This window comes from Flavobacterium sp. FG19, assembly GCF_057809475.1.
This window is the reverse complement of record NZ_JBMDKA010000013.1, coordinates 42,808-61,783: the sequence shown is the minus strand read 5'-3', so window position 1 is coordinate 61,783 and position 18,976 is coordinate 42,808. Positions and strand designations below refer to the sequence as shown.

The following is an 18,976-nucleotide window of genomic DNA, read 5'->3' as shown; positions in this document are numbered from 1 at the left end:
TTTTAAGCTGATTATTTATATAAGAGTCATATGACCCGTTTGGATCTAACTAAATGGTTGTTTTTTTAAACCACACAGAAACATAGTTTTTTAGTGTCTAGAAGTTTTTCGACTATGCAACTTTTCCTGTGTGGTCTATTTGATCAATAGATGTTTAGACTTCTTTGCTATCAGCATTAATTTCTAATGAGGGCGGAATCAATTTGTACATTACTGGAGTTACAATTCTCGATAATATTGTCGAGCTGATCAATCCGCCGATCAATACAATGGCCAATGGCGCAATCAAAGGATTTGAGTTCAGCGCAATAGGAATCAAACCGCAGATTGCAGTAATGGATGTCAGTACTACCGGCAGAAAACGGGTTTCTCCTGCAATAGCGATTGCCTCGTCAATCGACTTTCCTTCCTGTCGCAGCTGGTTGGTAAAATCTACCAGCAGGAGCGAATTCTTGACCTGTATTCCCGAAAGACCTATAAAACCGATAATGGCCACCATAGACATCGGTATGCCGTTCAGAAGCAGCAGAAGTACGCCTCCTAAAATTCCCAATGGTATAATAGAGAGTACGATAATGATTCCTTTAAAAGTTTTAAACTGAAGCAATAAAACAGCAACAAACAAAAAGGTGCTTAAAATAATTACCGCCAGAAAATTGCCTCCAAGAGCATCGCCTTCAGATTCTTTTTCACCTGATAGTTTATAGTAATACCCCTTTGGCATTTTCAGCTGATCCAGTTTTGGAACAATGTGGGTCAATAAATCATTGGCATAATATCCTTTTGCAGACAAAGCCGTTACTTTTGAAAAGCGGGACTTATTAAAATGATTGATTGCCGTTGGAGAAGTTTCAAACGAAATTTCGGCAATCTGATTCAGCGCGACCGGCGTTCCCTGAAGGTTATTGACATACAGGTTTTTCAGAGCATCAAGATTTGAAAATTTATCTCTTGGCAGTGTAAGTGTTACATTTCTGGCATCTCCCCTGTCGTCTATGTAATCGCCGACAGTTAATCCTGCTACCGAAAGACGGATTACCTTATCGACTTCACTGGTCAGCACACCGAGTGTTCTGGCTTTCTCTTTGTTGATTTTAACTTTAACATCAGTTTTATACGTATTGAGTTCGTTGTTGATGTACATCGTTCCTTCCTGGTTTCTCAGGATAGTTTCTACCTGTGAAGAAAGCTTACGCAGAACTTCCTGGTCTTCACCAAATAATCTTACAACAATATTGGCTTCTATTGGTGTCCCCTGTTCAAAATCTTTTACCTCCACCTTTGCGTAAGGCATCGTTTTAAATTTATTTCGCAGCTCTTCAATCAAAGCTGTTTTCTGTGCCGGTTTGGCTTCATCGTCAAGCTGGACAAAAATCTGCGCAAAATCAGGTTTTCTGTCCTGCGGGTGCACATTGTAATAAATCTGCGGATTTCCTTTGCCCACATTCGAAGTGTAATACACTATCTCTTTATGATTTTTCAGCTCTGCTTCCACAATTTTGGCAACACGGTCACTTTCTGAAATATTGGCCTGAAGCGGCAGTTTTATATTGATCAGAAACATCGGCTTTTCTGAGGTTGGGAATAATTTAAAACCGGTTACTTTAAACAGTCCAAAAGCAGTAATGCTTAAAAATATAGAAATGGCAACAGTGGTTCTCGGATATTTTAATGCTTTTGGCATAATATTACGATAGGACCTGCTTAGGAACTTCTGCAGATACTGAAGAAAAATATTACCCTCTGCATGGTCGTGTGTTTTTAGAAAGCGGCTCCCCAAGAATGGCACCAGTGTCAAAGCCACGAGCATTGACGCCAGAACGCTGGTAATAACAGCCATTGGCAGGCTCCTCATAAATTCACCTGCAACATCCGGCAGAAAAGCAAGCGGCAAGAATGCAATGACAAGTGTTGCGGTACATCCTACTACCGCAATTCCGATCTGCTTGGTCCCTTTAAGCACTGCATCCATTTTAGAATGTCCTTCCCTGAGCCAGCGTTCTATATTTTCGACCACCACAATACTGTCATCTACCAGCAGTCCTAAAGCCACAACAAGACCAACGATGCTTAACTGATTTAAAGAAAAGCCGAAAGCATTCATTGTAATCAATCCTAATGCAAGAGACAATGGAATGGAAATCATCACAATTCCCGATGCCCTAAAACCTAATGGAAGCAGCGTAACAATTACCAGGACAATCGCCAGGGTAAAATCAAAACCTAAATGTCCCAGACGCTGTGATACCATATTGGCTTGGTCAAAGTTTTTTACAAGTTTGATGTTTGGAGGCAATTCTTTGGAAAACACGTCTATAATCGGCTGGAATTCTTTCTGCACATCGGTAATGTTTACATTCTCTTTCATACCGGCTGTCACCAGCACACAGCGATGCCCGTTGATGCGGGTTATGTGATCGACAACCTGCGACTTATAGCCTACCTGGGCCACGTCTTTAATGTAGACTATTTTCCCGTTGGCGTTGTAGATAACTGTATTGGCTACGTCATCGGCATTTTTGAATTTACCGCTGGTTTTCACATTAAATACCTTGCTGTCCAAGTCAATGCTTCCTCCAGGAATATCGGCAGCTTCACTCTGGAGGCTTCCCATAACAACGTTTAACGGTATTTTTAGCTGTGCCAGCTTTTCCATCTGTAAGTCAATGCGGATTTCCTGCTCGGGAATCCCGGCATATTTTACATCTTTAAGATTGGTTATTTTTTCAATTTTAGATTTAAGTTTATCGGCCTCATCGCGAAGTTTCTTGTCCGACGCATTTTCTGAAACCAAAGCCACCTGAAGGATTTTTACATCTGATGATGCAATTTTTTCAGTTTTTATCTGATAAATATCTTTTGGAAGTTCGCTGCTTTTAAGTGCATTGATTTCCGTAGAAATCTCCTGATATTTATTGTCAACATCAACACCGTATTTAAATTTTACCTGAAAAGCGGCAACACCGTCTTCTACCGTGGTTAAGATTTTTTCGATGTTTTCGAGTCCGTAAATTTTGTTCTCGATGGGTTTTACCACCTGTTCCTCCATGTCCTTCGGACTTGTGCCGGGATAAATTACCGTAATTAGATAATCAGGCGGATGCGTTGCAGGATCTTCAGCTCTTGGCATTGTAAATAAGGTAAGATACCCCACTACAGCAACCAGCATAAATATTATCAGCGTAAACTGATAATTCTTGACAGCAAAGTTTGTTATTTTCATGATACTTATTATTTAATGATCTTGATGGTTGATTCTTCGTTGAGATAAGCACTGTTGGAGATCACGATCTGGTCTGTTTTTGCAAGACCTTCTTTGATATACACTTTATTGTTTTCAAATTTATTGATCGTCACAGGCTGGCGTTTTACTTTGCTGTTTTCCACAATAAAAACAAACGCTTTGTTTCCGTCGGCCTCAATGAGCGAATTGTACGGAATGATGATAAAATCCTCCGAGTGCTCTGCATTTATTTCAGCTTTCCCAAACATTCCCACTGCTGGTCTGCTTTTTCGAAGATTAAGTTTTAGTTCTACCTGAAAAGAACCAAGTGCTGTATCTGCCGCCTGCGATTTTCTAAAAATAAAGGCATCGAATTTTTCATCAGGATAACCGTCAAGTGTCACTACAGCTTTCTGTCCTACTTTAACCGCAGCCCATTCTTTGTCGGTCAAGCCGACTTTCAGAAGATAATTATTGTTCTGGCTGGTTTCATTTATGGCCAGAATTGGAGATCCCGCACTGACAACTTCGCCTTCGCTGGCTATTTTTTTTGAAACAAAACCATCCGCGGCCGCATAAATTTTAGAATAGCGTGCATTAAAGGCAACCGCATCTTTCTGTCTTTTGGCAATGTCAAGGCCCGTTTTGGTATTCTGAAGCTGTTCCAATGTATAAACGCTGTCTTTATACAGATTGCTCGCACGTTTATAATCACGTTCGTATTTTTTCAAGTTTAAATCGGTCTGGTTCAATCCGGCGTTGATCTCTGTTTCGTCTAATGACGCCAAAAGCTGGCCTTTCTTAAAAAACTGGCCTTCTTCCACATAAATGCGATTGATGATCCCTCCGATTTTAAATCCGTAATTGGCCTGGTTTTCTGTTGTTACCAATCCTGATGCGCTAATGGTATTATTAAGAGCGAAAGATTCGACCGGAGCTGTTTTAATCGGAATGACATCTGCGCTTTCAAAAGGCGAATTTTCCTTTTTTTCTTCTTTGCAGGCAAAAAAAAGCGGCAAAACAAGCAGTATAACCAAACCTTTTTGAGAGGCTTTAACCTGTTTTTTTAGATATTTGTGAATGGTTGATTTCATGATTTTTGTTTTTAGTTAAAAGTAAAAGTGGCGTTGGCCCGTTCTAATTCTGCAAAAGCAATCCAGGAGTTATAAAGCGAAATATTGGTGTTAAGCTGCGCATTTACCCATTGGTTCTGCGCATCCAGCAGTTCTATATATATCGCCTGACCCTCCTTGTACAATTTGGTGATGTCGTCATTGTATTTTCTGGCGGACTGTTTTTGATTTTTATCGGCATAGAACTGCTCTAAAGCCGATCTTAGATTGTTCTGTGAAACCTGAAACTGAAGCAGCAGCTGCTGTTTTGCATTATCAGTTTGCGAACTTATTTTTTTCTGATCCTCTTCAACCTGTTTCAGTTTCCATTTGTTTTTATTGCCCGAAAAAACAGTCCACTCCATACCGACTCCGGCAAAATAATAACGTGATTGTTTGTTTACCTCAAAATCAAAATCCTGAATTCCGAAATCGGCAAAACCATTTACTTTTGGCAGCCAGTAGGAGCTGGTCAGTCTGCTTACATTTTCGTTGATTTCCTTTGCCTGGGTAAGCTTTTGGAGCTCTTCCCTATTCTGGGTATTTTCTGCCAAAGATCCAACTGGCGGCACTTCATTTTCATCTACTTCTACAGCGGTATCCAGTTTTTGATTCAGTAAAAAATTAAAATACGATCGGGCATTATTACTGGTTTGTCTTGCCGTTTCTAAATTGGCTTGTATCCTAATTACCTCATTATCGCTTCGCAGAACTGCAGTCCGGTTTATTTTTTCATTTTTGAATAAAGACAAATTCACTCTCTGATTTTCTTTTACCAAAGCCAGAGCATCTTCATAAATCTTAACTCCCTGGACCGACTGCAGATATTTGTAATAGGCAATTTTGATTTCCTTAACCAGCTCCCTCTGGTAGATTTCAAGTTCAATTTTTTGAAGCGAAGTCTGCTGGGTTTTGATTCTTTTATTGTAAATAATTTCAAAATTCAGAAGCGGCATCGCGGTATGAATTTTTGCATCATAAAAATTATCCGGATTAATCAGAACCGACTGATTTTCCAGCATGGGAAAAGCGCTTGAATTGGTAATCTGGTTTAAGGTGCTGTAAACCGGATTGAGCATATCTCCAATGGGGATATCAATTGTTCTTCCCCCTTCTGCTTTGGTATAACTTCCGTTTAGGGAAACCGTTGGATAATAAAGGGATTTCGCTTCTTTTAAAGCATACATGCTTTTGCTGATATCAAAATTGTGCTGCTTTATCACTTCATTATTTTTTAAGCCAGTCTGTATATAACTTTCAAGCTTGTTCTGTGCATACCCTAAATATCCTAGGCAGAGTATTGCAAAAGTCAGTTTAATTTTCATTTATTGTACATTGTTTATTATTTGAACATTGTTCATTTTTTTGGGCAAAAAAATTTTTAGAGTTTTTCTATCATTTTTAAATATTCATTGTATCCGTCATGCAAAATAGTATTCGGATTGGTAAAATTTACGTTTTTTATTCTCTGATGAATTTCGAGACAGCACATACCATGTACCAAACTCCAAACCATGAATGCCAGGGGTTCTACACTATGACCTTTAAAATATCCTTTGTCAATACATTCCTCAATAGTTTTTTTTACTAATCCAAATGCAGTACAGCCTTCGTCCCAATCTGCATTCTCAGAGCCTTCCAGGAATTCTATTGGAGCTTTTAGAATAAACATCAAATTGTACATCTCAGAATTTTCCAGGGCAAATTTGATATAGGTAAACCCCATTTTCTTTAATCTTTCCTTTGGATCTTCTATAGTATACAGCTCCATAAAATAACTATATAATTCCTGAAAACCTATTGTATGAAGATCATGGAGAATATCGTTTTTATCTTTAAAATAAACATACACAGTGCCTACACTGTAGTTGATTTCCTCAGCAATGTTTCTAATGGTGGTCTGTTCGATTCCTTTTTCAACAAAAAGCTTTTTGGCACCTTTTAATATAAGGGCTTTTAAAGCTTCTTTCTCTCTTACTTTTCTATCAACTATACTCATACTTATTCTATTCCAGACTTATTGAACACAAATATATAAAATAAAATGAACAGCGTTCATTTTATTTATTCGCCACCAAATTAAGACAGATTAAGATTGCAGTTTAATACTTACCCCCTTTGGATTTATTAATTTATGCGCCGCCTTTGGCAAAAAGCGATTCAGCAGATAAATCGCTTTTGTATCTCCAACACGAATCGTATAGTTATCATTTTTCAATCCTTTAATCAAACCCGTTATCAGAACATCAGGCGTTATCGATTTTCCATCCATACCTTCCGACATGTTTGTTTTTACAAGAGGCGGCAATAGCTCGAATACCTTTACCTTACTTCTGACAGCAAGTAAATGTTCTCTTAATGCCTCTGTATAAAAACGAACCGCAGCTTTGGAAGCAGAATAGGTCGGCACTAGAAGAGACGGCGTATAACTTAAGATTGATGAAGTATTGATAACGGCCGCCTCTTTTCTGGATTTAAGCATCTCCATAAATAGGTTATTCAAAAGCACAACCGCTAAATAATTGGTATTGATTTCTGCGGCCGCTTTTTCAAAATGTTTCGTGCTGCTTATTGCTAAATTATCTAAACCGTTCATAATTCCTGCATTGTTATATAAGATGTCGATCCCTCCTAGCTGATCGATTTGTTTGTATAATGCTTCGGCCTCTTCTTTGTTTGACGCATCGCTTTTGATTGCAGTAAGCGATGGATACATTTTTTTAGCCAGATCAAGCTTTTTCTGGTCCCTGCCTGTTATAATTACTTTAGCGCCTTCTGCAATGAATCGTTTTGCAGCCTCCAATCCGATTCCGGCAGAACCGCCGGTAATCAAAACCGTCTTACCTTTTAATTCCATAATTTTTCTATTTAATTTATTATTTCTATATTTGCTTGCGAAATGCAAGTGCAAATGTAAACATATTTACTTGTGAAATGCAAGTGGTTTTGAATTTATTTTATGAAAACGCAGAAAAAGAGATCAGACTGCCCGATAAGTTTTTCACTTGAAGCCTTTGGTGACAAGTGGTCACTGTTGATTGTAAGGGATTTAATGCTTAAAAAAAAATGCACCTATGGCGAGTTGGCTAAATCTGATGAGAAGATAGCAACTAATATTCTGGCCGCGAGGCTGCTTTCACTCGAAGAAAACGGAATTATTCAGAAACTGGAGCATCCGGACAGTAAAGCAAAAGTATTATATCAATTGACACAGAAGGGAATGGATTTAATCCCTTTAATTGTTGAGATTAATCTTTGGGCGGAAAAGTATACCGACATTCCCGAAAAAAGAAAAGAAATGCTGGCACAGATGAAAGCCGATAAGGAAGGATTCATTAAAAATGCTTTTAAAGAACTTGAATCAAATCAATAAGTGCCCCTAAACTCCTTATTTTGAATATTTAAGCAAATATCTCTTATGGACAAAAACATTGCTCAAGAAATCATAGAAATGCAGCAGGCCGATTTCGAATTAAGAGAAAGGCTTTTCAGGGAGGGAAAACTCTCCTTGGGTTATAATCCCGATATGGAGCGGCTTCATAACAGAAATGCGCAAAGGCTCAACGAGATTATAGAGCTGCACGGATACCCTACACTTAGTAAGGCAGGAAAAAAAGCTTCCCAGGCCGCATGGCTCATCATCCAGCATGCTATCGGCAGACCTGTCTTCATGAGGCAGTGCTATAAAATTCTCTCGGAGATAAAAGATGAGGTAAATGCCCAAAATCTTGCCTATCTCCATGATCGTATATCTTATTTCGAAGGAAAACCGCAGAGGTTTGGAACACAATTTGACCAGAGAGGCATATATCCGGTTGAGGATAAAATGCAGATGGCCGGACTTCGCGCAGAATTAAATCTACCTGCCCATGATCCCTCTTTGATTACCGAATGCGGCACGGGGGCAGAAGGCCCTGATCTGCACCAAAGCGGCACAGAATTTTATCACTGGCGCAGAAAAACAGGATGGATATAATTTTTTAATGAGCCGCAAGCCTTCTATCCAATTTATAGTCCGGGGTTTGAAAAGTCAAATTCATAATTCTCAAAAGTTAATAAAATCATAATTAAATTCTCAATATGCCTTTCCCATTATTGAAAATCTGCATTTGAGCAAGTCAAACATTTAAAGATGCAGGAAGGTAGAGTAAAATTTTCCAATGAAGAAAAAGGTTCTGGATTTATTACGCCAAATGATCGCGGGAACGAAATTTCTGTTCATGCTTGACAACCGCGGCGAGTTTTTTTGCTGCCTATTCGTATAAAATTTTCTTTGATTCTTAGTACGGCCAGGGAATATGGGGGACTTGCGATCCTAATATACTGTCTTTCGGGATGAGTGCCGGAGGAACTAAATACAGCGAAGACCTATTGAGCCTCAATATTGGGAACGCCCCTGAATTCCAAAACAACATCAATGCTTTTGTCCCAACTTTGGGAGTTGGCATCCTCTACAATAGAGACCGTCTTTAATAGGGGCTTTCAGCGCCTAACATTTTAGGAAACTCCTTATCAAAGGAAAGAAATATCAATTTTAAAAATCCTTATTACAGTTATTTCGGCTACCCTTTTTTAACCTCTCAGCTTGAAGAAGTTATGGTAAATCCCGGCATTCTGCTTAGATATGTCAGCGGGGCACCGTTTCAGGCCGATCTCAATGTTATCGTGAACTACATAAATAAGGTGGGATTTGGGGCAGGATACCGCACCAGCCAAACCATCAATTTTCTGGCCGGATTTCACCTGGGAAATCATTTTAAATTATTGTATAATTACAGCCACGCTTTAAAAGCATACAACAATATCAATACCCACGGTCTTATACTCAATTACAGATTTGGCAGAGGGTATGAAGAAAAAGGCTTTAGATAAGACTTTTTCTCTCTTTTAAACTGTACAGATTTTATTAAATCTGATCAGCTGAAATTCTTGGATAAAAGCAGTCAGCGCAATAATGCCGCAGACTGCTTTTTTTAATCCTCTTTGATTATCTATCCGCGTAAAAATTGACTATCTGCTTCTGCAGCACCCAAGGCAGATAAACTGCATAACTTACAATGATCCGCAAAATAACAATCTATTGAAAATCAATCTAACCTCACATCAAATAGAGAAAAATAAGTTTCCATATTAATTTTATATGACATTGAGATATTTAACTAATCATTGTCTAAAAAACCGTCTCCCCCTTAGCCCCGATAGCAGAGGAAATCCTGCTGCGCCGGGATCCGGCGCAGAAGATTGCAGCGAATAGCGGGAACAGCTCCAAAATATTAAAACTAAAATTAAAACAGCACAATAAAATTAACGCCGCAAATACGCCAGGCTTAAGATCAAGGGCTGCCAATAAAAAATAAAACTCTATTTCTGCCCTTAAAATAGATGAAAAGCAAAAGGCATAGAATGAAAAAGTCTGCAATAAAAAAACAAAAAGAAAACACACAGCAAAAAAAACATCCCTGAGGCTTTCCCCCCTTGACCGGTTTTTTATTTTTTTCTAATTTTACCCAATGACCCCAGAAGAGATAAAACGCTGTTTTGAAGCCTTCCCCCCTCCAAAAGAGCTGCAGTGGAAACCGTGGGCAAGAATAAGCGATTGGCAGATTTTTCTCAAAAGCTGCCACTGGGCCATAGAGAATTATAAAGGCACCCTTGAGAGATGCCCTGCATGGCGGCACCTAAAGGATTTTTATCTCTTTATAAGGGAAAGCCCCCAGCAGGATCCGATGAGAGATGCTGCCCCGTTATAAAACAGCATTGACTGCTTAAATTACGCCGCAAATAAAAATAAGACGGCCGCTGTCTGCGAAAGGCCGCAAAAACTATCTTTGACATAAACTTAAAGAGCAGATACTAAAAAAAACAAAAAAATGAAAGGCGTATTATTAGTAAACTTAGGTTCTCCGGACAGCCCGGCTCCAAAAGACGTAAAACCATATTTAGATGAATTTTTAATGGATAAATACGTGATTGATGTTCCGTATTTATTGAGGGCATTATTGGTCCGGGGCATTATCCTGAGAAAAAGACCAGAAGAATCAGCGCACGCGTATGCAAAAATTTGGTGGGACGAAGGTTCACCGTTGGTAGTACTTTCTGAAAGAATGCAGCAAAAAGTACAGTCTTTGGTAAATGTTCCTGTTGCACTTGCAATGCGTTATGGAAGCATGACTATCGAAAAAGGACTTCAGGAATTAAAAGACAAAGGCGTTACCGATGTAATGCTTTTTCCATTATATCCGCAATATGCAATGGCTTCCACGTTGACTATTTTGGTTAAAGCCGAAGAAATTCGTAAAAAGAAATTCCCACACATGAAATTTACCGATGTTCCGGCATTTTACAATAAACCGGATTACATCAAAAACTTAGCAGATTCTATCAAGAAACACTTGGTTGGATTTGATTATGATCATTTATTGTTTTCATATCACGGAATCCCGGAGCGCCATATCCGCAAAACCGATGTGACAAAATCGCATTGCAAAATCGACGGTTCCTGCTGCAGCACGCCTTCACCGGCACACGATTTCTGCTACCGCCACCAATGTTATGAAACTACAAGACAGGTTGTTAAACTATTAGACATTCCAGCGGACAAATACAGCCTTACTTTCCAATCTCGTCTGGCTGGCGATAAATGGCTGGAGCCTTATACCGATGTCGAAATCAATAATATGCCCTCACGCGGCATCAAGAAACTCGCTGTTGCAACTCCTGCATTCGTTTCAGATTGTCTTGAAACGCTCGAAGAAATAGCCATGCGCGCCAAAGAAGATTTTGAGGAAAACGGCGGAGAAGAATTCCTGGCAATTCCGTGCCTGAATGACGACCAGCAATGGTGTGAGACTGTCAGCAGCTGGATTAACAGCTGGACTGAATGAAATGATATGAAACGGAAAATAACAGCAGCGCGGGCATTTAGGTGGAGCTGCCTGAAGGCGGAATCTCCCGCGCAGCCTGCTATATGGTCCTGATCGTCTTTAGCTCAGCAAAGGTTCAAATAAAATAAGCAGTAGATGCTGCAGTTCCCTTGTTCTTTTGATGATGCAGTTATTAAAGTTTATATATGGAATCCCGCAACTAAAAATCCCCGGTGCGCATTTAAAGGCTCTGGTTTTAACTTCACAAAGGGCCTGGGAAATACAAACAAAAAAACACCTAAAACACTGGAAAACAAACACAAAAAAAATAAATATAGAAAAATATTCTTAATTATTTTTATAGCATTTTCATTATTTTAATATTATTTTAGCATGTAAAATACTAAAAAAGATCCCTTAACGGTAAAACATTAACGGTAATGATCCTGATCCTGTAATATTAAATACTCTAAACCATGAAAAAGCTCATAAAGACAGCGGTCATAATATTCCTGCTTCTGGCGGCGGGGGTCTCTGCCCAGAATAAAAGCACTGCCAAACTGGACAGGATAATAAAAAAAGATTACCAGGTCATCGAGTGCAGCATATCGAAAATGTCTGATACTTCGGTCGAATATTCCCTTCCGGGGGAAACAATGGTGATTTCTCTGCAGATAAGCAGAATTGCCAGAATTGATTTTGCAGGCGGCAGGTCCCAGACATTCGATACAGCTTCTGGCACCGGCACCGCTGCGGGTCCGCCGGCAAACCAGGCTGTTGAAAATGCCCCGGCGAAAACCAATACAATCGTCGTTCTGCCCATCCCTTACGTGAATTCGGACAACCTGCAGAACTCTGAGGAAATGGCCAGATTTGCACAAAACGACATCTACAATAAACTAATCGACAAGTCATCGAATATTTTCCCTCTCACCGTGCAGGATTTAAGGGTAACCAACAGCCTGCTGCACAAGGCAGGGATCAGCAGCGCCAATATAGATGAAACCCCGATAGAGGATCTGCAGAAAATTCTGGGAGCCGACAATATTATTGCCGCCAAAATATCCTATACCATCACCCAGGGGCAGACCACTTCAACCTACAGCTCGGGAACGGCAAAGGCAAACGACACCTACACCAAAGCCAAAACAAACAATAGTTCGGTGACCACTGCCAGCACGCAGGAGTATTACCACTACACTGTGTATTTTGATATGTATAAGAACGGCGCTAAAATCTACACCCAGAGCAGAAAACCATTTCTTAATCTGAAAGACAGCTGGATCGATTCGATCACTTACCTGCTAAAACGAAGCCCTATTTATGTTAAATAACAGCATAAAACAATGCCGTTTTATGACTGCCTGCGGCAGGCTGCATAGAAAGGGAAAAAAATGTTTGAAATATCAGCCGGCACCAGTCCTTGTGCATTGCAAAGAGAAGCTGGCGCAAATAGAGATGCCAAATCCCTGCCGGAGCAAAAAAACTGACCAACAGCTAAAACTATGAGCCATATCTGCAAGAACTGCGGGCATACATTTGAAGGAAACTTCTGCAGCTGGTGCGGACAGCCCGCCGCTACCCATGAAATAAATGCATCCTTTGTCATGGATGACCTAAAGCGCGGGCTTATCCATCTGGATGGGGGCATACTGCACTCGGCGCGCGAACTCTTCACAAGGCCCGGGCACAGTATCCGGGAGTATATCGAAGGGAAACGCATCAGGCACTACAGGCCTTTTTCAATGCTTTTGGTGGTGGCGGGATTCTACGGGCTTCTCTACCATGCCCTGAACATAGATCCTTTCAAGGATATGCATGACGATACATTCAATTATGAGGATTTCCACCAGTGGATTTCGCACCACTTCTCCATCATAACCCTGTTGCAGCTCCCGGTGCTCTCCTTGAGCTCTTTCCTGCTTTTTCGCAGCCAGGGCTATAATTACACCGAACATCTGGTCCTTAATGCGTTTTACAGCACACAGAAACTCTGGCTGCGAATTTTAACACTGCCGGTGCTTATCTGGTCACAAAACGCACAATTGGCGCTTCAGGTCCTCCTTTTGGCAGACTTTGCCCTGCTTTTGTGGACCTACGGACAGTTCTTTAAAAATATCGGCACAGCTAAAACATTTGTACTCACACTCTCGGCTGCCGTGCTGAACTACCTGATGGTGCTGGCCGCTACCGCGATAGTGATACTCTGCATCATGTAACGGTTTATTTTCAAATAATTGGGCACAAAAATAGTAAAAGCGAAAAGCCGCGCATGCAGAAGTCCTTTTTTGGAAAAGTAAACTTTTTAAAGTATATTTTATCAATTACTGCAGGGGCAATTGCTGTGCAGGATCAATTAACACTCTTCCCATGACGGATATCGGGTTTCAGAATTGCACAAAACCAGCTAAAAAGGTCTTATTGGCACCATTTTATAAACTTGTATAAAGTAGCTGGCAGAAAGTTTAAACAAAAAAACAGGACGAGTAGTTTATATATACTATCCTAGTCCCGATAGCAGAGCAAATCCTTCTGCGCCGAGGCTGGACGCAGAAGATTGGAGCGCATAGCGGGATAAAGCTCCAAAAAATAAAAATTAAAACAACGCCATACAATCCACGGAGCTGCCCGCTCCAACCTGCCCAGCTTATCATGAAGCCTGCGCCATTAAAATAACACCCTGTTTCTGCCCCCCAAATTAAAATAAGGCGCGCCAAAGCATTTAGGGCAATACGAAAATGAAAAAGTCTGGAATAAAAAAACAGCCCAGGGCAGCCGGCCTGCATAATGAACATCTCTGGCACTTCAGTTAACCTTAATATCGCATTTCAAAGCTGATTTATCATACAAAATCTTTCTGCAAATCCTTCAAGAGCCTTATCAGATCCCTCATTTCCTGTTTCTCATAAGGGCTTCTCGGGGCATCTGTATACTCGCGTGACAGGATTTCTATAATCTCTGACTGGACTGTAATGATCTCAACTAGTTTATCTGCTTTCATAATAATGGCTTTTAACCAAATATAATCACTAATTTTGATACTTTAAATTCAATAATCAGAAATACTGGAAAAAGGCTTCCAGACTCTGCCGGACCCGGCGGCAGATCAAATACCCGCAAGCCTTTCAATTACAATGTCCGATATATTCAAAAACCATATCGCCAAGTTCGCAGATATTGCTGACAACGAGTTTGAGCAGATCATAAAATTCTTCGACACAAAACAGGTTGGCAAAAAAGAAAACCTATTGGAAGAGGGAGAAATCTGCCGGCATCATTATTTTGTGCTTCAGGGCCTGCTTCGAAAATTCTTTATCAACGAGAAAGGCACCGAGCAGACCACCGAATTTGCGATTGAAACCTGGTGGCTCACCGACAACTATGCCTATGAAAACCAGCTTCCTACCGAATTCTATATCCAGGCAGTCGAAAAATCGACAATCCTTTACATCACATCAGAGAAGCAGCAGAAGCTCCTGGAGGAGTTCCCGGTAATGGAGCGCTATTTCCGTTTTGTGTACCAGCGGGCCTACGCGGCGGCCCAGAAGCGCATCCAGTTCCTTTTCTCGTTCTCCAAAGAAGAATTCTATTTCCAGGCGGCGCGCAACCACCCAGAATTCATACAGCGCGTCCCGCAGTACCTGATCGCCTCCTATCTGGGCTTCACCCCCGAGTATCTGAGCGAGATCAGAAAAAAGCTTCTTTCTTAAACCAGTTTAAGTTTTTTCATTTCCTTATTGCCCAATTTTGCAGGGAACAATTTTAAAACGATAATTGCCATGCAAAAAAGACTTAATTTCAAAGCTGCCGCTCCAAACGCGCTAAAAGCGATGATAGGCCTGGAAACCTACCTTGCATCCTCGCCGCTATCCAGGACGGTAAAAGAACTGATAAAAATCCGCGCCTCGCAGCTCAACGGCTGCGCCTACTGCATCAACATCCATACCCAGGATGCCATAAAAAATGGCGAATCCAGCCAGCGCATTTTTCTTGTGGGTGCCTGGAGGGAAGCCGGGGATATTTTTACACAGGAAGAAAAAGCGGTCCTGGTGCTGACCGAGGAAATAACAATGATCCACCAGAAAGGGCTCTCGGATAAGGCCTATGCAGATGCCCTTGGTTTTTTCAGCGAATCCGAGATTGCAGATATCATAGCTGCCGTAATTGCGATCAACCTCTGGAACAGGGTCGTGCTGAGCACCCGCCTGCCTATTGGAGAGAGCCTTGCGTAACACTGCAGAAAAAGGTTCAAGACACCCAAAAGCTGGGAAGTGCAAGTGGATCTGACGATAATGGGCCCGGTTTGTTTCGGGCTCATTTCTTTTACAGGAACGCCCAAAGCCAATCAGCATCACAGTTCAAAATTAAGAACCCAGCCCCGAGAGCTTATGAATGCTGCTGGCATCAATTAAAAATTATTTACTTCTTTTCATTATTTTAAATAATCCGTCAAATCAGTTTTTGAAAGATAATCCAAATCATATACAGGTTCTTTTTGAATATCATTTTTTTATCGGAAATGCGGCAAAAAAAACAGTCGCTGCATTTTCAATGCTTTCTGCCCAGATGTCTCCTCCAATATTACGCAGCATATCATAGCTTATTTTCAGGGCCACGCCTGCCCCGCCGTTAATAGAATCAGCACTGCAATCTGAATACTGGTCAAAAAGAGAATCCAGAACTTCTTTCCGCAGGCCTTTTCCCATATTGTGTATTCTAAAAACAATACGGTCCTTTTCATTTATACAGCTGACTGTTATGGCACTTCCGATGGGAGCATATTTTGTAGCATTGCTTAATAAGTTTCTAAATATAAAAAGTGCAATTTGTTTTGGCGCAGAAAAATTAAAGTCCGAAGGCAGCTGCAGACTTAGATTTATTCTTTTCTCTCGCTGCACATTTTGAAAAAAAAGATTTGCTTCTCTGAAGAGCTCCGCTGCATTAAGCATTTCTGTATGAAGGTTAAAATTATGCTTTCTGGATTTAATCCATGCTAAAATTCCATCCATGAAACTTATACCCTGGCGCGTGATCTTGTTGAGTTCGCTCATAACAGTTTTAAATTCTTCCGGACTTGAAATCAGTCCCTGGTCAGAAAACCGGCTGATCATCTCTATATTTGAAAATGGCTCTCTTATATCGTGGGCCAGAATTGAAATAAGCATGGTATTAAAACGCTCTGAAATTTCAAGCTCGCGGTTTTTTTCAAGAGAAGCCGTATGAAGCTCCTGCTCTGCTTTCAAGAATTTCTTTCTGTTTTTTAGTGCCAGCCAGAGAAAAAACAATACAAGGAGCATGGTCAGGGTAATACCCGCAAGCAGCGCAATGAGCTTTCTCTGGTACTGGTATTCTTGTTTTGCTTTTTCCAAAAGTGACTCTTTAGAAACATAAGACAGGTAATTAAAGCCTGATTTTTTGACTCTCTGGGCATATTCGTTCTGTTTGGTTAAAAGAAGTGATGCATAATAGAAGGCCCTGTCAGTTTGTTTTTGCTGTTTATAATAATTATAAAGCCTATCGGCAAAAGCAAGGTAACGCTCCGTGTAACCAAATTTTTCAGAACTGTTGATCCCTTTCTGGTAATAAGAAATGCCTTCTCCTACCCTGCCCATGTCCAGCATCATTTCTCCAAGGGTCATATAGGCAGAAACTTTCACGTATTCGCTCCCTTCCCTTTCTGCCATCTTTACAGACTTTTCCAGAACGGCAACACCCTGCGGCTTTTTACCTGCGTTATAAAGCTGTGTCCCTAAATTATTCTGGTACGAAATTATCATCGGATAGTCTTTATACTTTTGGGCTTTGGCCAGCCCTTTTTTAAATATTTGATGCCTTTCTGCATCGGACAGATCAGTGTCAATAGTCAAAATATCACTTAATATTATCGATTGTATAGAGTCCTTCAGCGTCTGTCTGCTCTTTTTAAAAGCCTTATAAATATATTTTTTGGCTTCACTTCTATTATTATCAATAAACATTAATACACTCATATTCATTAAAAGCTGGGCCTGATTCTCGGTATCCCCTATTTCTTTGTAAATCACCAGGGCATCATTGAAATATTTAGCTGAAAGATAATTGTTAAGTGACAAATAATAAATACCCTGGCAGTTCAGCGCATCAGCAGTTCCTTTGAGATAACCGATCTGCTGGGAAGTCTTTAAGGCTTTGGCAGAATAGAAATAACAGGAATCCCGGTATCTCATCTGGGAAAGCATGGCCAGCCTATTGTATTTATCTGCTAATTTTTTTTTATCTGCTGTATACCCAATACTTCTCTGGAGCTTTTTTATTTCACTTATCTGCGATAAGCCTTTAGGAGCATATAAGAGACATACTGCTAAAGTTGTAAAAAAAATGGATTGAGTTTTTTTCATTTGTACCCGTTTTATTGAGAGCCAGAATTATCAGCCTTACACTATATTGCTTAAATGGCGCATTTATTTACAGGCAAATCTAGCATATTAAATCATTAACTAAATAAAAAAACGGATTCAGCATATCATTGCTGCAATATTTAGCGCGGCAAATCCAGACAGCTCATCTGCCTGATTATAAAAAAACTGCTTTTAAATGCAGCCACTTCGTCTTTTTTTGACTGCCATAATATAAAAATGATTATTTTTGTTTAACAAAAAATAAAAATAGTTAAACAATATACATGAAGCCGATTCTGGGAAAAATCGATAAAAGTGACTTAAATGAAATTCACATAGACCGGATCATCGAAATGGCGTGGGAAGACCGAACCCCTTTTGATGCCATACAATTTCAGTACGGACTGGCCGAGGCAGATGTCAGGGCCTTGATGAAAAAGCAGCTCAAATTCAGCAGCTATAAACTATGGCGTGAGCGCGTTGAAAAATCCAGAACCAAACATGCTGCCAAAAGGCCCGAAGCGGTAGACCGTTTTAAATGCAGCAGGCAGCGCGCCATTTCAAACAATAAGATCTCAAAGAGATAAAAAAAGGCACCGATCATGAAAAAAGAAAAAACCGATAATGTCGTATTTTCCAAGGAGCATGGCTATAATGCAGGGCTTCTGCCTTACGCGACCAATGCAGGCGCACCGGTCATCCAGGCAGATAATCTGGCAGGCTGGAAAAACATGGGAATCAGCAGGGTGAATAAAGAATTTGAAAGTAAATTCAATGAATTAAAAATTCAATATCAAAATTTAATCGAGGAATTCCAATGGAATGAGCTTATTTACAATTCCAGATTTTCTTTTGAACCCATCGTGGGCGAAATCTATCATTTATACAAGGATGCCGCCGGTTTTAATTATCTCTCGCTAATTGCGCCCCACCAATGGAACAAAGAACATGTGGGCACCATCAGGCTCAACACCGATAAAAAATGGATCCTGCTCAAAAATGCAGATACTGCCCATTAATAGAAACAGATGAAAAATAAAATACATTTCAACACCAGTGAACTGGAAAAAATGGAAAAGCAAAATGCAGTGCATCTAATCAACAGCCTTGGCGGATTTAAGAGCGCGGCACTTGCAACTCATTATCCGTTTCCGATCGTCGATATCGAACAGACCAGAAAGCATGCCAGTGATGCTGTTTATAGTGCCAGAAAAAAACAAGACAATAGATCACAATAGAACTGCCATATCAAATCAGGGATCATGCGAAGGGTTAAAAAACAAAATCTTCCCGCTAAAACCTGCCCGGTATGCGGCCGGCCATTCTCCTGGAGAAAGAAATGGGAAAAAGTCTGGGAGCAGGTAAAATACTGCAGTGATAAATGCAGAAGCAATAAATAGT

20 protein-coding genes and 1 pseudogene are annotated in these 18,976 nt (G+C 40.3%); 14 read left to right on the top strand and 7 right to left on the bottom strand.

All coding sequences use genetic code 11. The features are described 5' to 3' along the window. Positions 1-154 precede the first annotated feature (154 nt). The 5 genes from ACODST_RS14170 to ACODST_RS14150 all read right to left on the bottom strand — a co-directional run bounded on the left by ACODST_RS14170 (position 155) and on the right by ACODST_RS14150 (position 7,192). Entirely contained in the window at positions 155-3,223 is a 3,069-nt protein-coding gene (locus tag ACODST_RS14170; RefSeq protein WP_488932769.1) for an efflux RND transporter permease subunit, read from the bottom strand. 8 nt (positions 3,224-3,231) lie between these two features. Next, complete coding sequence (locus ACODST_RS14165; RefSeq protein WP_488932768.1) at positions 3,232-4,317, bottom strand: efflux RND transporter periplasmic adaptor subunit; 1,086 nt, start codon at positions 4,315-4,317, stop codon at positions 3,232-3,234. Between the two features lie 11 nt (positions 4,318-4,328). After that, positions 4,329-5,660, bottom strand: coding sequence for a TolC family protein (locus ACODST_RS14160; RefSeq protein WP_488932767.1), 1,332 nt, complete (start codon positions 5,658-5,660; stop codon positions 4,329-4,331). A gap of 56 nt (positions 5,661-5,716) precedes the next feature. Continuing rightward, positions 5,717-6,334, bottom strand: a complete 618-nt coding sequence (locus ACODST_RS14155; protein ID WP_488932766.1) for a TetR/AcrR family transcriptional regulator — start codon at positions 6,332-6,334, stop codon at positions 5,717-5,719. Between the two features lie 90 nt (positions 6,335-6,424). Continuing rightward, on the bottom strand, positions 6,425-7,192 hold the full coding sequence (locus tag ACODST_RS14150; RefSeq protein WP_488932765.1) for an SDR family oxidoreductase: 768 nt from the start codon (positions 7,190-7,192) through the stop codon (positions 6,425-6,427). A 102-nt stretch (positions 7,193-7,294) separates the two neighbouring features. On the opposite strand from ACODST_RS14150, the gene ACODST_RS14145 reads away from it, so the two are divergent. The 8 genes and pseudogenes from ACODST_RS14145 to ACODST_RS14110 all read left to right on the top strand — a co-directional run bounded on the left by ACODST_RS14145 (position 7,295) and on the right by ACODST_RS14110 (position 13,417). Continuing rightward, on the top strand, positions 7,295-7,708 hold the full coding sequence (locus tag ACODST_RS14145; RefSeq protein WP_488932764.1) for a winged helix-turn-helix transcriptional regulator: 414 nt from the start codon (positions 7,295-7,297) through the stop codon (positions 7,706-7,708). 45 nt (positions 7,709-7,753) lie between these two features. After that, entirely contained in the window at positions 7,754-8,311 is a 558-nt protein-coding gene (locus tag ACODST_RS14140) for a DUF6624 domain-containing protein (protein WP_488932763.1), read from the top strand. A 156-nt stretch (positions 8,312-8,467) separates the two neighbouring features. Next, complete coding sequence (locus tag ACODST_RS14135) at positions 8,468-8,563, top strand: cold-shock protein (RefSeq protein ID WP_488932762.1); 96 nt, start codon at positions 8,468-8,470, stop codon at positions 8,561-8,563. A 260-nt stretch (positions 8,564-8,823) separates the two neighbouring features. Continuing rightward, positions 8,824-9,207 (top strand): annotated as a pseudogene (locus tag ACODST_RS14130) (type IX secretion system membrane protein PorP/SprF); the annotation flags it as partial. 638 nt (positions 9,208-9,845) lie between these two features. Next, positions 9,846-10,085: a DUF6965 family protein gene (locus ACODST_RS14125; RefSeq protein ID WP_488932761.1), complete on the top strand. Its 240-nt coding sequence runs from the start codon at positions 9,846-9,848 to the stop codon at positions 10,083-10,085. Between the two features lie 120 nt (positions 10,086-10,205). Beyond that, complete coding sequence (gene hemH, locus ACODST_RS14120; protein ID WP_488932760.1) at positions 10,206-11,219, top strand: ferrochelatase; 1,014 nt, start codon at positions 10,206-10,208, stop codon at positions 11,217-11,219. Positions 11,220-11,812: 593 nt separating this feature from the next. Further along, positions 11,813-12,532 carry a hypothetical protein gene (locus ACODST_RS14115; RefSeq protein WP_488932759.1) on the top strand — a complete coding sequence of 240 codons (720 nt, stop codon included), beginning with the start codon at positions 11,813-11,815 and terminating at the stop codon, positions 12,530-12,532. Positions 12,533-12,703: 171 nt separating this feature from the next. After that, complete coding sequence (locus ACODST_RS14110; protein WP_488932758.1) at positions 12,704-13,417, top strand: DUF3667 domain-containing protein; 714 nt, start codon at positions 12,704-12,706, stop codon at positions 13,415-13,417. Between the two features lie 623 nt (positions 13,418-14,040). On the opposite strand, the gene ACODST_RS14105 is transcribed toward ACODST_RS14110, so the two are convergent. Further along, entirely contained in the window at positions 14,041-14,199 is a 159-nt protein-coding gene (locus tag ACODST_RS14105) for a hypothetical protein (RefSeq protein ID WP_488932757.1), read from the bottom strand. 133 nt (positions 14,200-14,332) lie between these two features. Between ACODST_RS14105 and ACODST_RS14100 the strand changes: the two genes are divergently transcribed. Both ACODST_RS14100 and ACODST_RS14095 read left to right on the top strand, forming a co-directional pair. Continuing rightward, positions 14,333-14,908: a Crp/Fnr family transcriptional regulator gene (locus ACODST_RS14100; RefSeq protein WP_488932756.1), complete on the top strand. Its 576-nt coding sequence runs from the start codon at positions 14,333-14,335 to the stop codon at positions 14,906-14,908. 69 nt (positions 14,909-14,977) lie between these two features. After that, entirely contained in the window at positions 14,978-15,430 is a 453-nt protein-coding gene (locus tag ACODST_RS14095; protein ID WP_488932755.1) for a carboxymuconolactone decarboxylase family protein, read from the top strand. 270 nt (positions 15,431-15,700) lie between these two features. Here ACODST_RS14095 and ACODST_RS14090 read toward each other — a convergent pair whose 3' ends face one another. Further along, positions 15,701-17,575, bottom strand: a complete 1,875-nt coding sequence (locus ACODST_RS14090; RefSeq protein WP_488932754.1) for an ATP-binding protein — start codon at positions 17,573-17,575, stop codon at positions 15,701-15,703. Positions 17,576-17,859: 284 nt separating this feature from the next. On the opposite strand from ACODST_RS14090, the gene ACODST_RS14085 reads away from it, so the two are divergent. The 4 genes from ACODST_RS14085 to ACODST_RS14070 are packed head-to-tail and all read left to right on the top strand — an operon-like array spanning position 17,860 to position 18,975. After that, entirely contained in the window at positions 17,860-18,162 is a 303-nt protein-coding gene (locus ACODST_RS14085; protein WP_488932753.1) for a TIGR03643 family protein, read from the top strand. 15 nt (positions 18,163-18,177) lie between these two features. Further along, a complete protein-coding gene (locus ACODST_RS14080; RefSeq protein ID WP_488932752.1) occupies positions 18,178-18,594 on the top strand; it encodes a DUF2452 domain-containing protein in 417 nt (138 codons plus the stop codon). Positions 18,595-18,603: 9 nt separating this feature from the next. Beyond that, the gene (locus ACODST_RS14075; RefSeq protein ID WP_488932751.1) at positions 18,604-18,813 is read left to right on the top strand and encodes a hypothetical protein; all 210 of its coding nucleotides are present in this window, start codon (positions 18,604-18,606) and stop codon (positions 18,811-18,813) included. Between the two features lie 24 nt (positions 18,814-18,837). Further along, the gene (locus ACODST_RS14070; RefSeq protein WP_488932750.1) at positions 18,838-18,975 is read left to right on the top strand and encodes a DUF2256 domain-containing protein; all 138 of its coding nucleotides are present in this window, start codon (positions 18,838-18,840) and stop codon (positions 18,973-18,975) included. Position 18,976: the final 1 nt, after the last annotated feature.

Coding starts and splice junctions, on each gene's coding strand:
- ACODST_RS14170 (WP_488932769.1), bottom strand. CDS start 3,223: ATGAAAATAACAAACTTTGCTGTCAAGAATTATCAGTTTACGCTGATA.
- ACODST_RS14165 (WP_488932768.1), bottom strand. CDS start 4,317: ATGAAATCAACCATTCACAAATATCTAAAAAAACAGGTTAAAGCCTCT.
- ACODST_RS14160 (WP_488932767.1), bottom strand. CDS start 5,660: ATGAAAATTAAACTGACTTTTGCAATACTCTGCCTAGGATATTTAGGG.
- ACODST_RS14155 (WP_488932766.1), bottom strand. CDS start 6,334: ATGAGTATAGTTGATAGAAAAGTAAGAGAGAAAGAAGCTTTAAAAGCC.
- ACODST_RS14150 (WP_488932765.1), bottom strand. CDS start 7,192: ATGGAATTAAAAGGTAAGACGGTTTTGATTACCGGCGGTTCTGCCGGA.
- ACODST_RS14145 (WP_488932764.1), top strand. CDS start 7,295: ATGAAAACGCAGAAAAAGAGATCAGACTGCCCGATAAGTTTTTCACTT.
- ACODST_RS14140 (WP_488932763.1), top strand. CDS start 7,754: ATGGACAAAAACATTGCTCAAGAAATCATAGAAATGCAGCAGGCCGAT.
- ACODST_RS14135 (WP_488932762.1), top strand. CDS start 8,468: ATGCAGGAAGGTAGAGTAAAATTTTCCAATGAAGAAAAAGGTTCTGGA.
- ACODST_RS14125 (WP_488932761.1), top strand. CDS start 9,846: ATGACCCCAGAAGAGATAAAACGCTGTTTTGAAGCCTTCCCCCCTCCA.
- hemH (WP_488932760.1), top strand. CDS start 10,206: ATGAAAGGCGTATTATTAGTAAACTTAGGTTCTCCGGACAGCCCGGCT.
- ACODST_RS14115 (WP_488932759.1), top strand. CDS start 11,813: ATGTCTGATACTTCGGTCGAATATTCCCTTCCGGGGGAAACAATGGTG.
- ACODST_RS14110 (WP_488932758.1), top strand. CDS start 12,704: ATGAGCCATATCTGCAAGAACTGCGGGCATACATTTGAAGGAAACTTC.
- ACODST_RS14105 (WP_488932757.1), bottom strand. CDS start 14,199: ATGAAAGCAGATAAACTAGTTGAGATCATTACAGTCCAGTCAGAGATT.
- ACODST_RS14100 (WP_488932756.1), top strand. CDS start 14,333: ATGTCCGATATATTCAAAAACCATATCGCCAAGTTCGCAGATATTGCT.
- ACODST_RS14095 (WP_488932755.1), top strand. CDS start 14,978: ATGCAAAAAAGACTTAATTTCAAAGCTGCCGCTCCAAACGCGCTAAAA.
- ACODST_RS14090 (WP_488932754.1), bottom strand. CDS start 17,575: ATGAAAAAAACTCAATCCATTTTTTTTACAACTTTAGCAGTATGTCTC.
- ACODST_RS14085 (WP_488932753.1), top strand. CDS start 17,860: ATGAAGCCGATTCTGGGAAAAATCGATAAAAGTGACTTAAATGAAATT.
- ACODST_RS14080 (WP_488932752.1), top strand. CDS start 18,178: ATGAAAAAAGAAAAAACCGATAATGTCGTATTTTCCAAGGAGCATGGC.
- ACODST_RS14075 (WP_488932751.1), top strand. CDS start 18,604: ATGAAAAATAAAATACATTTCAACACCAGTGAACTGGAAAAAATGGAA.
- ACODST_RS14070 (WP_488932750.1), top strand. CDS start 18,838: ATGCGAAGGGTTAAAAAACAAAATCTTCCCGCTAAAACCTGCCCGGTA.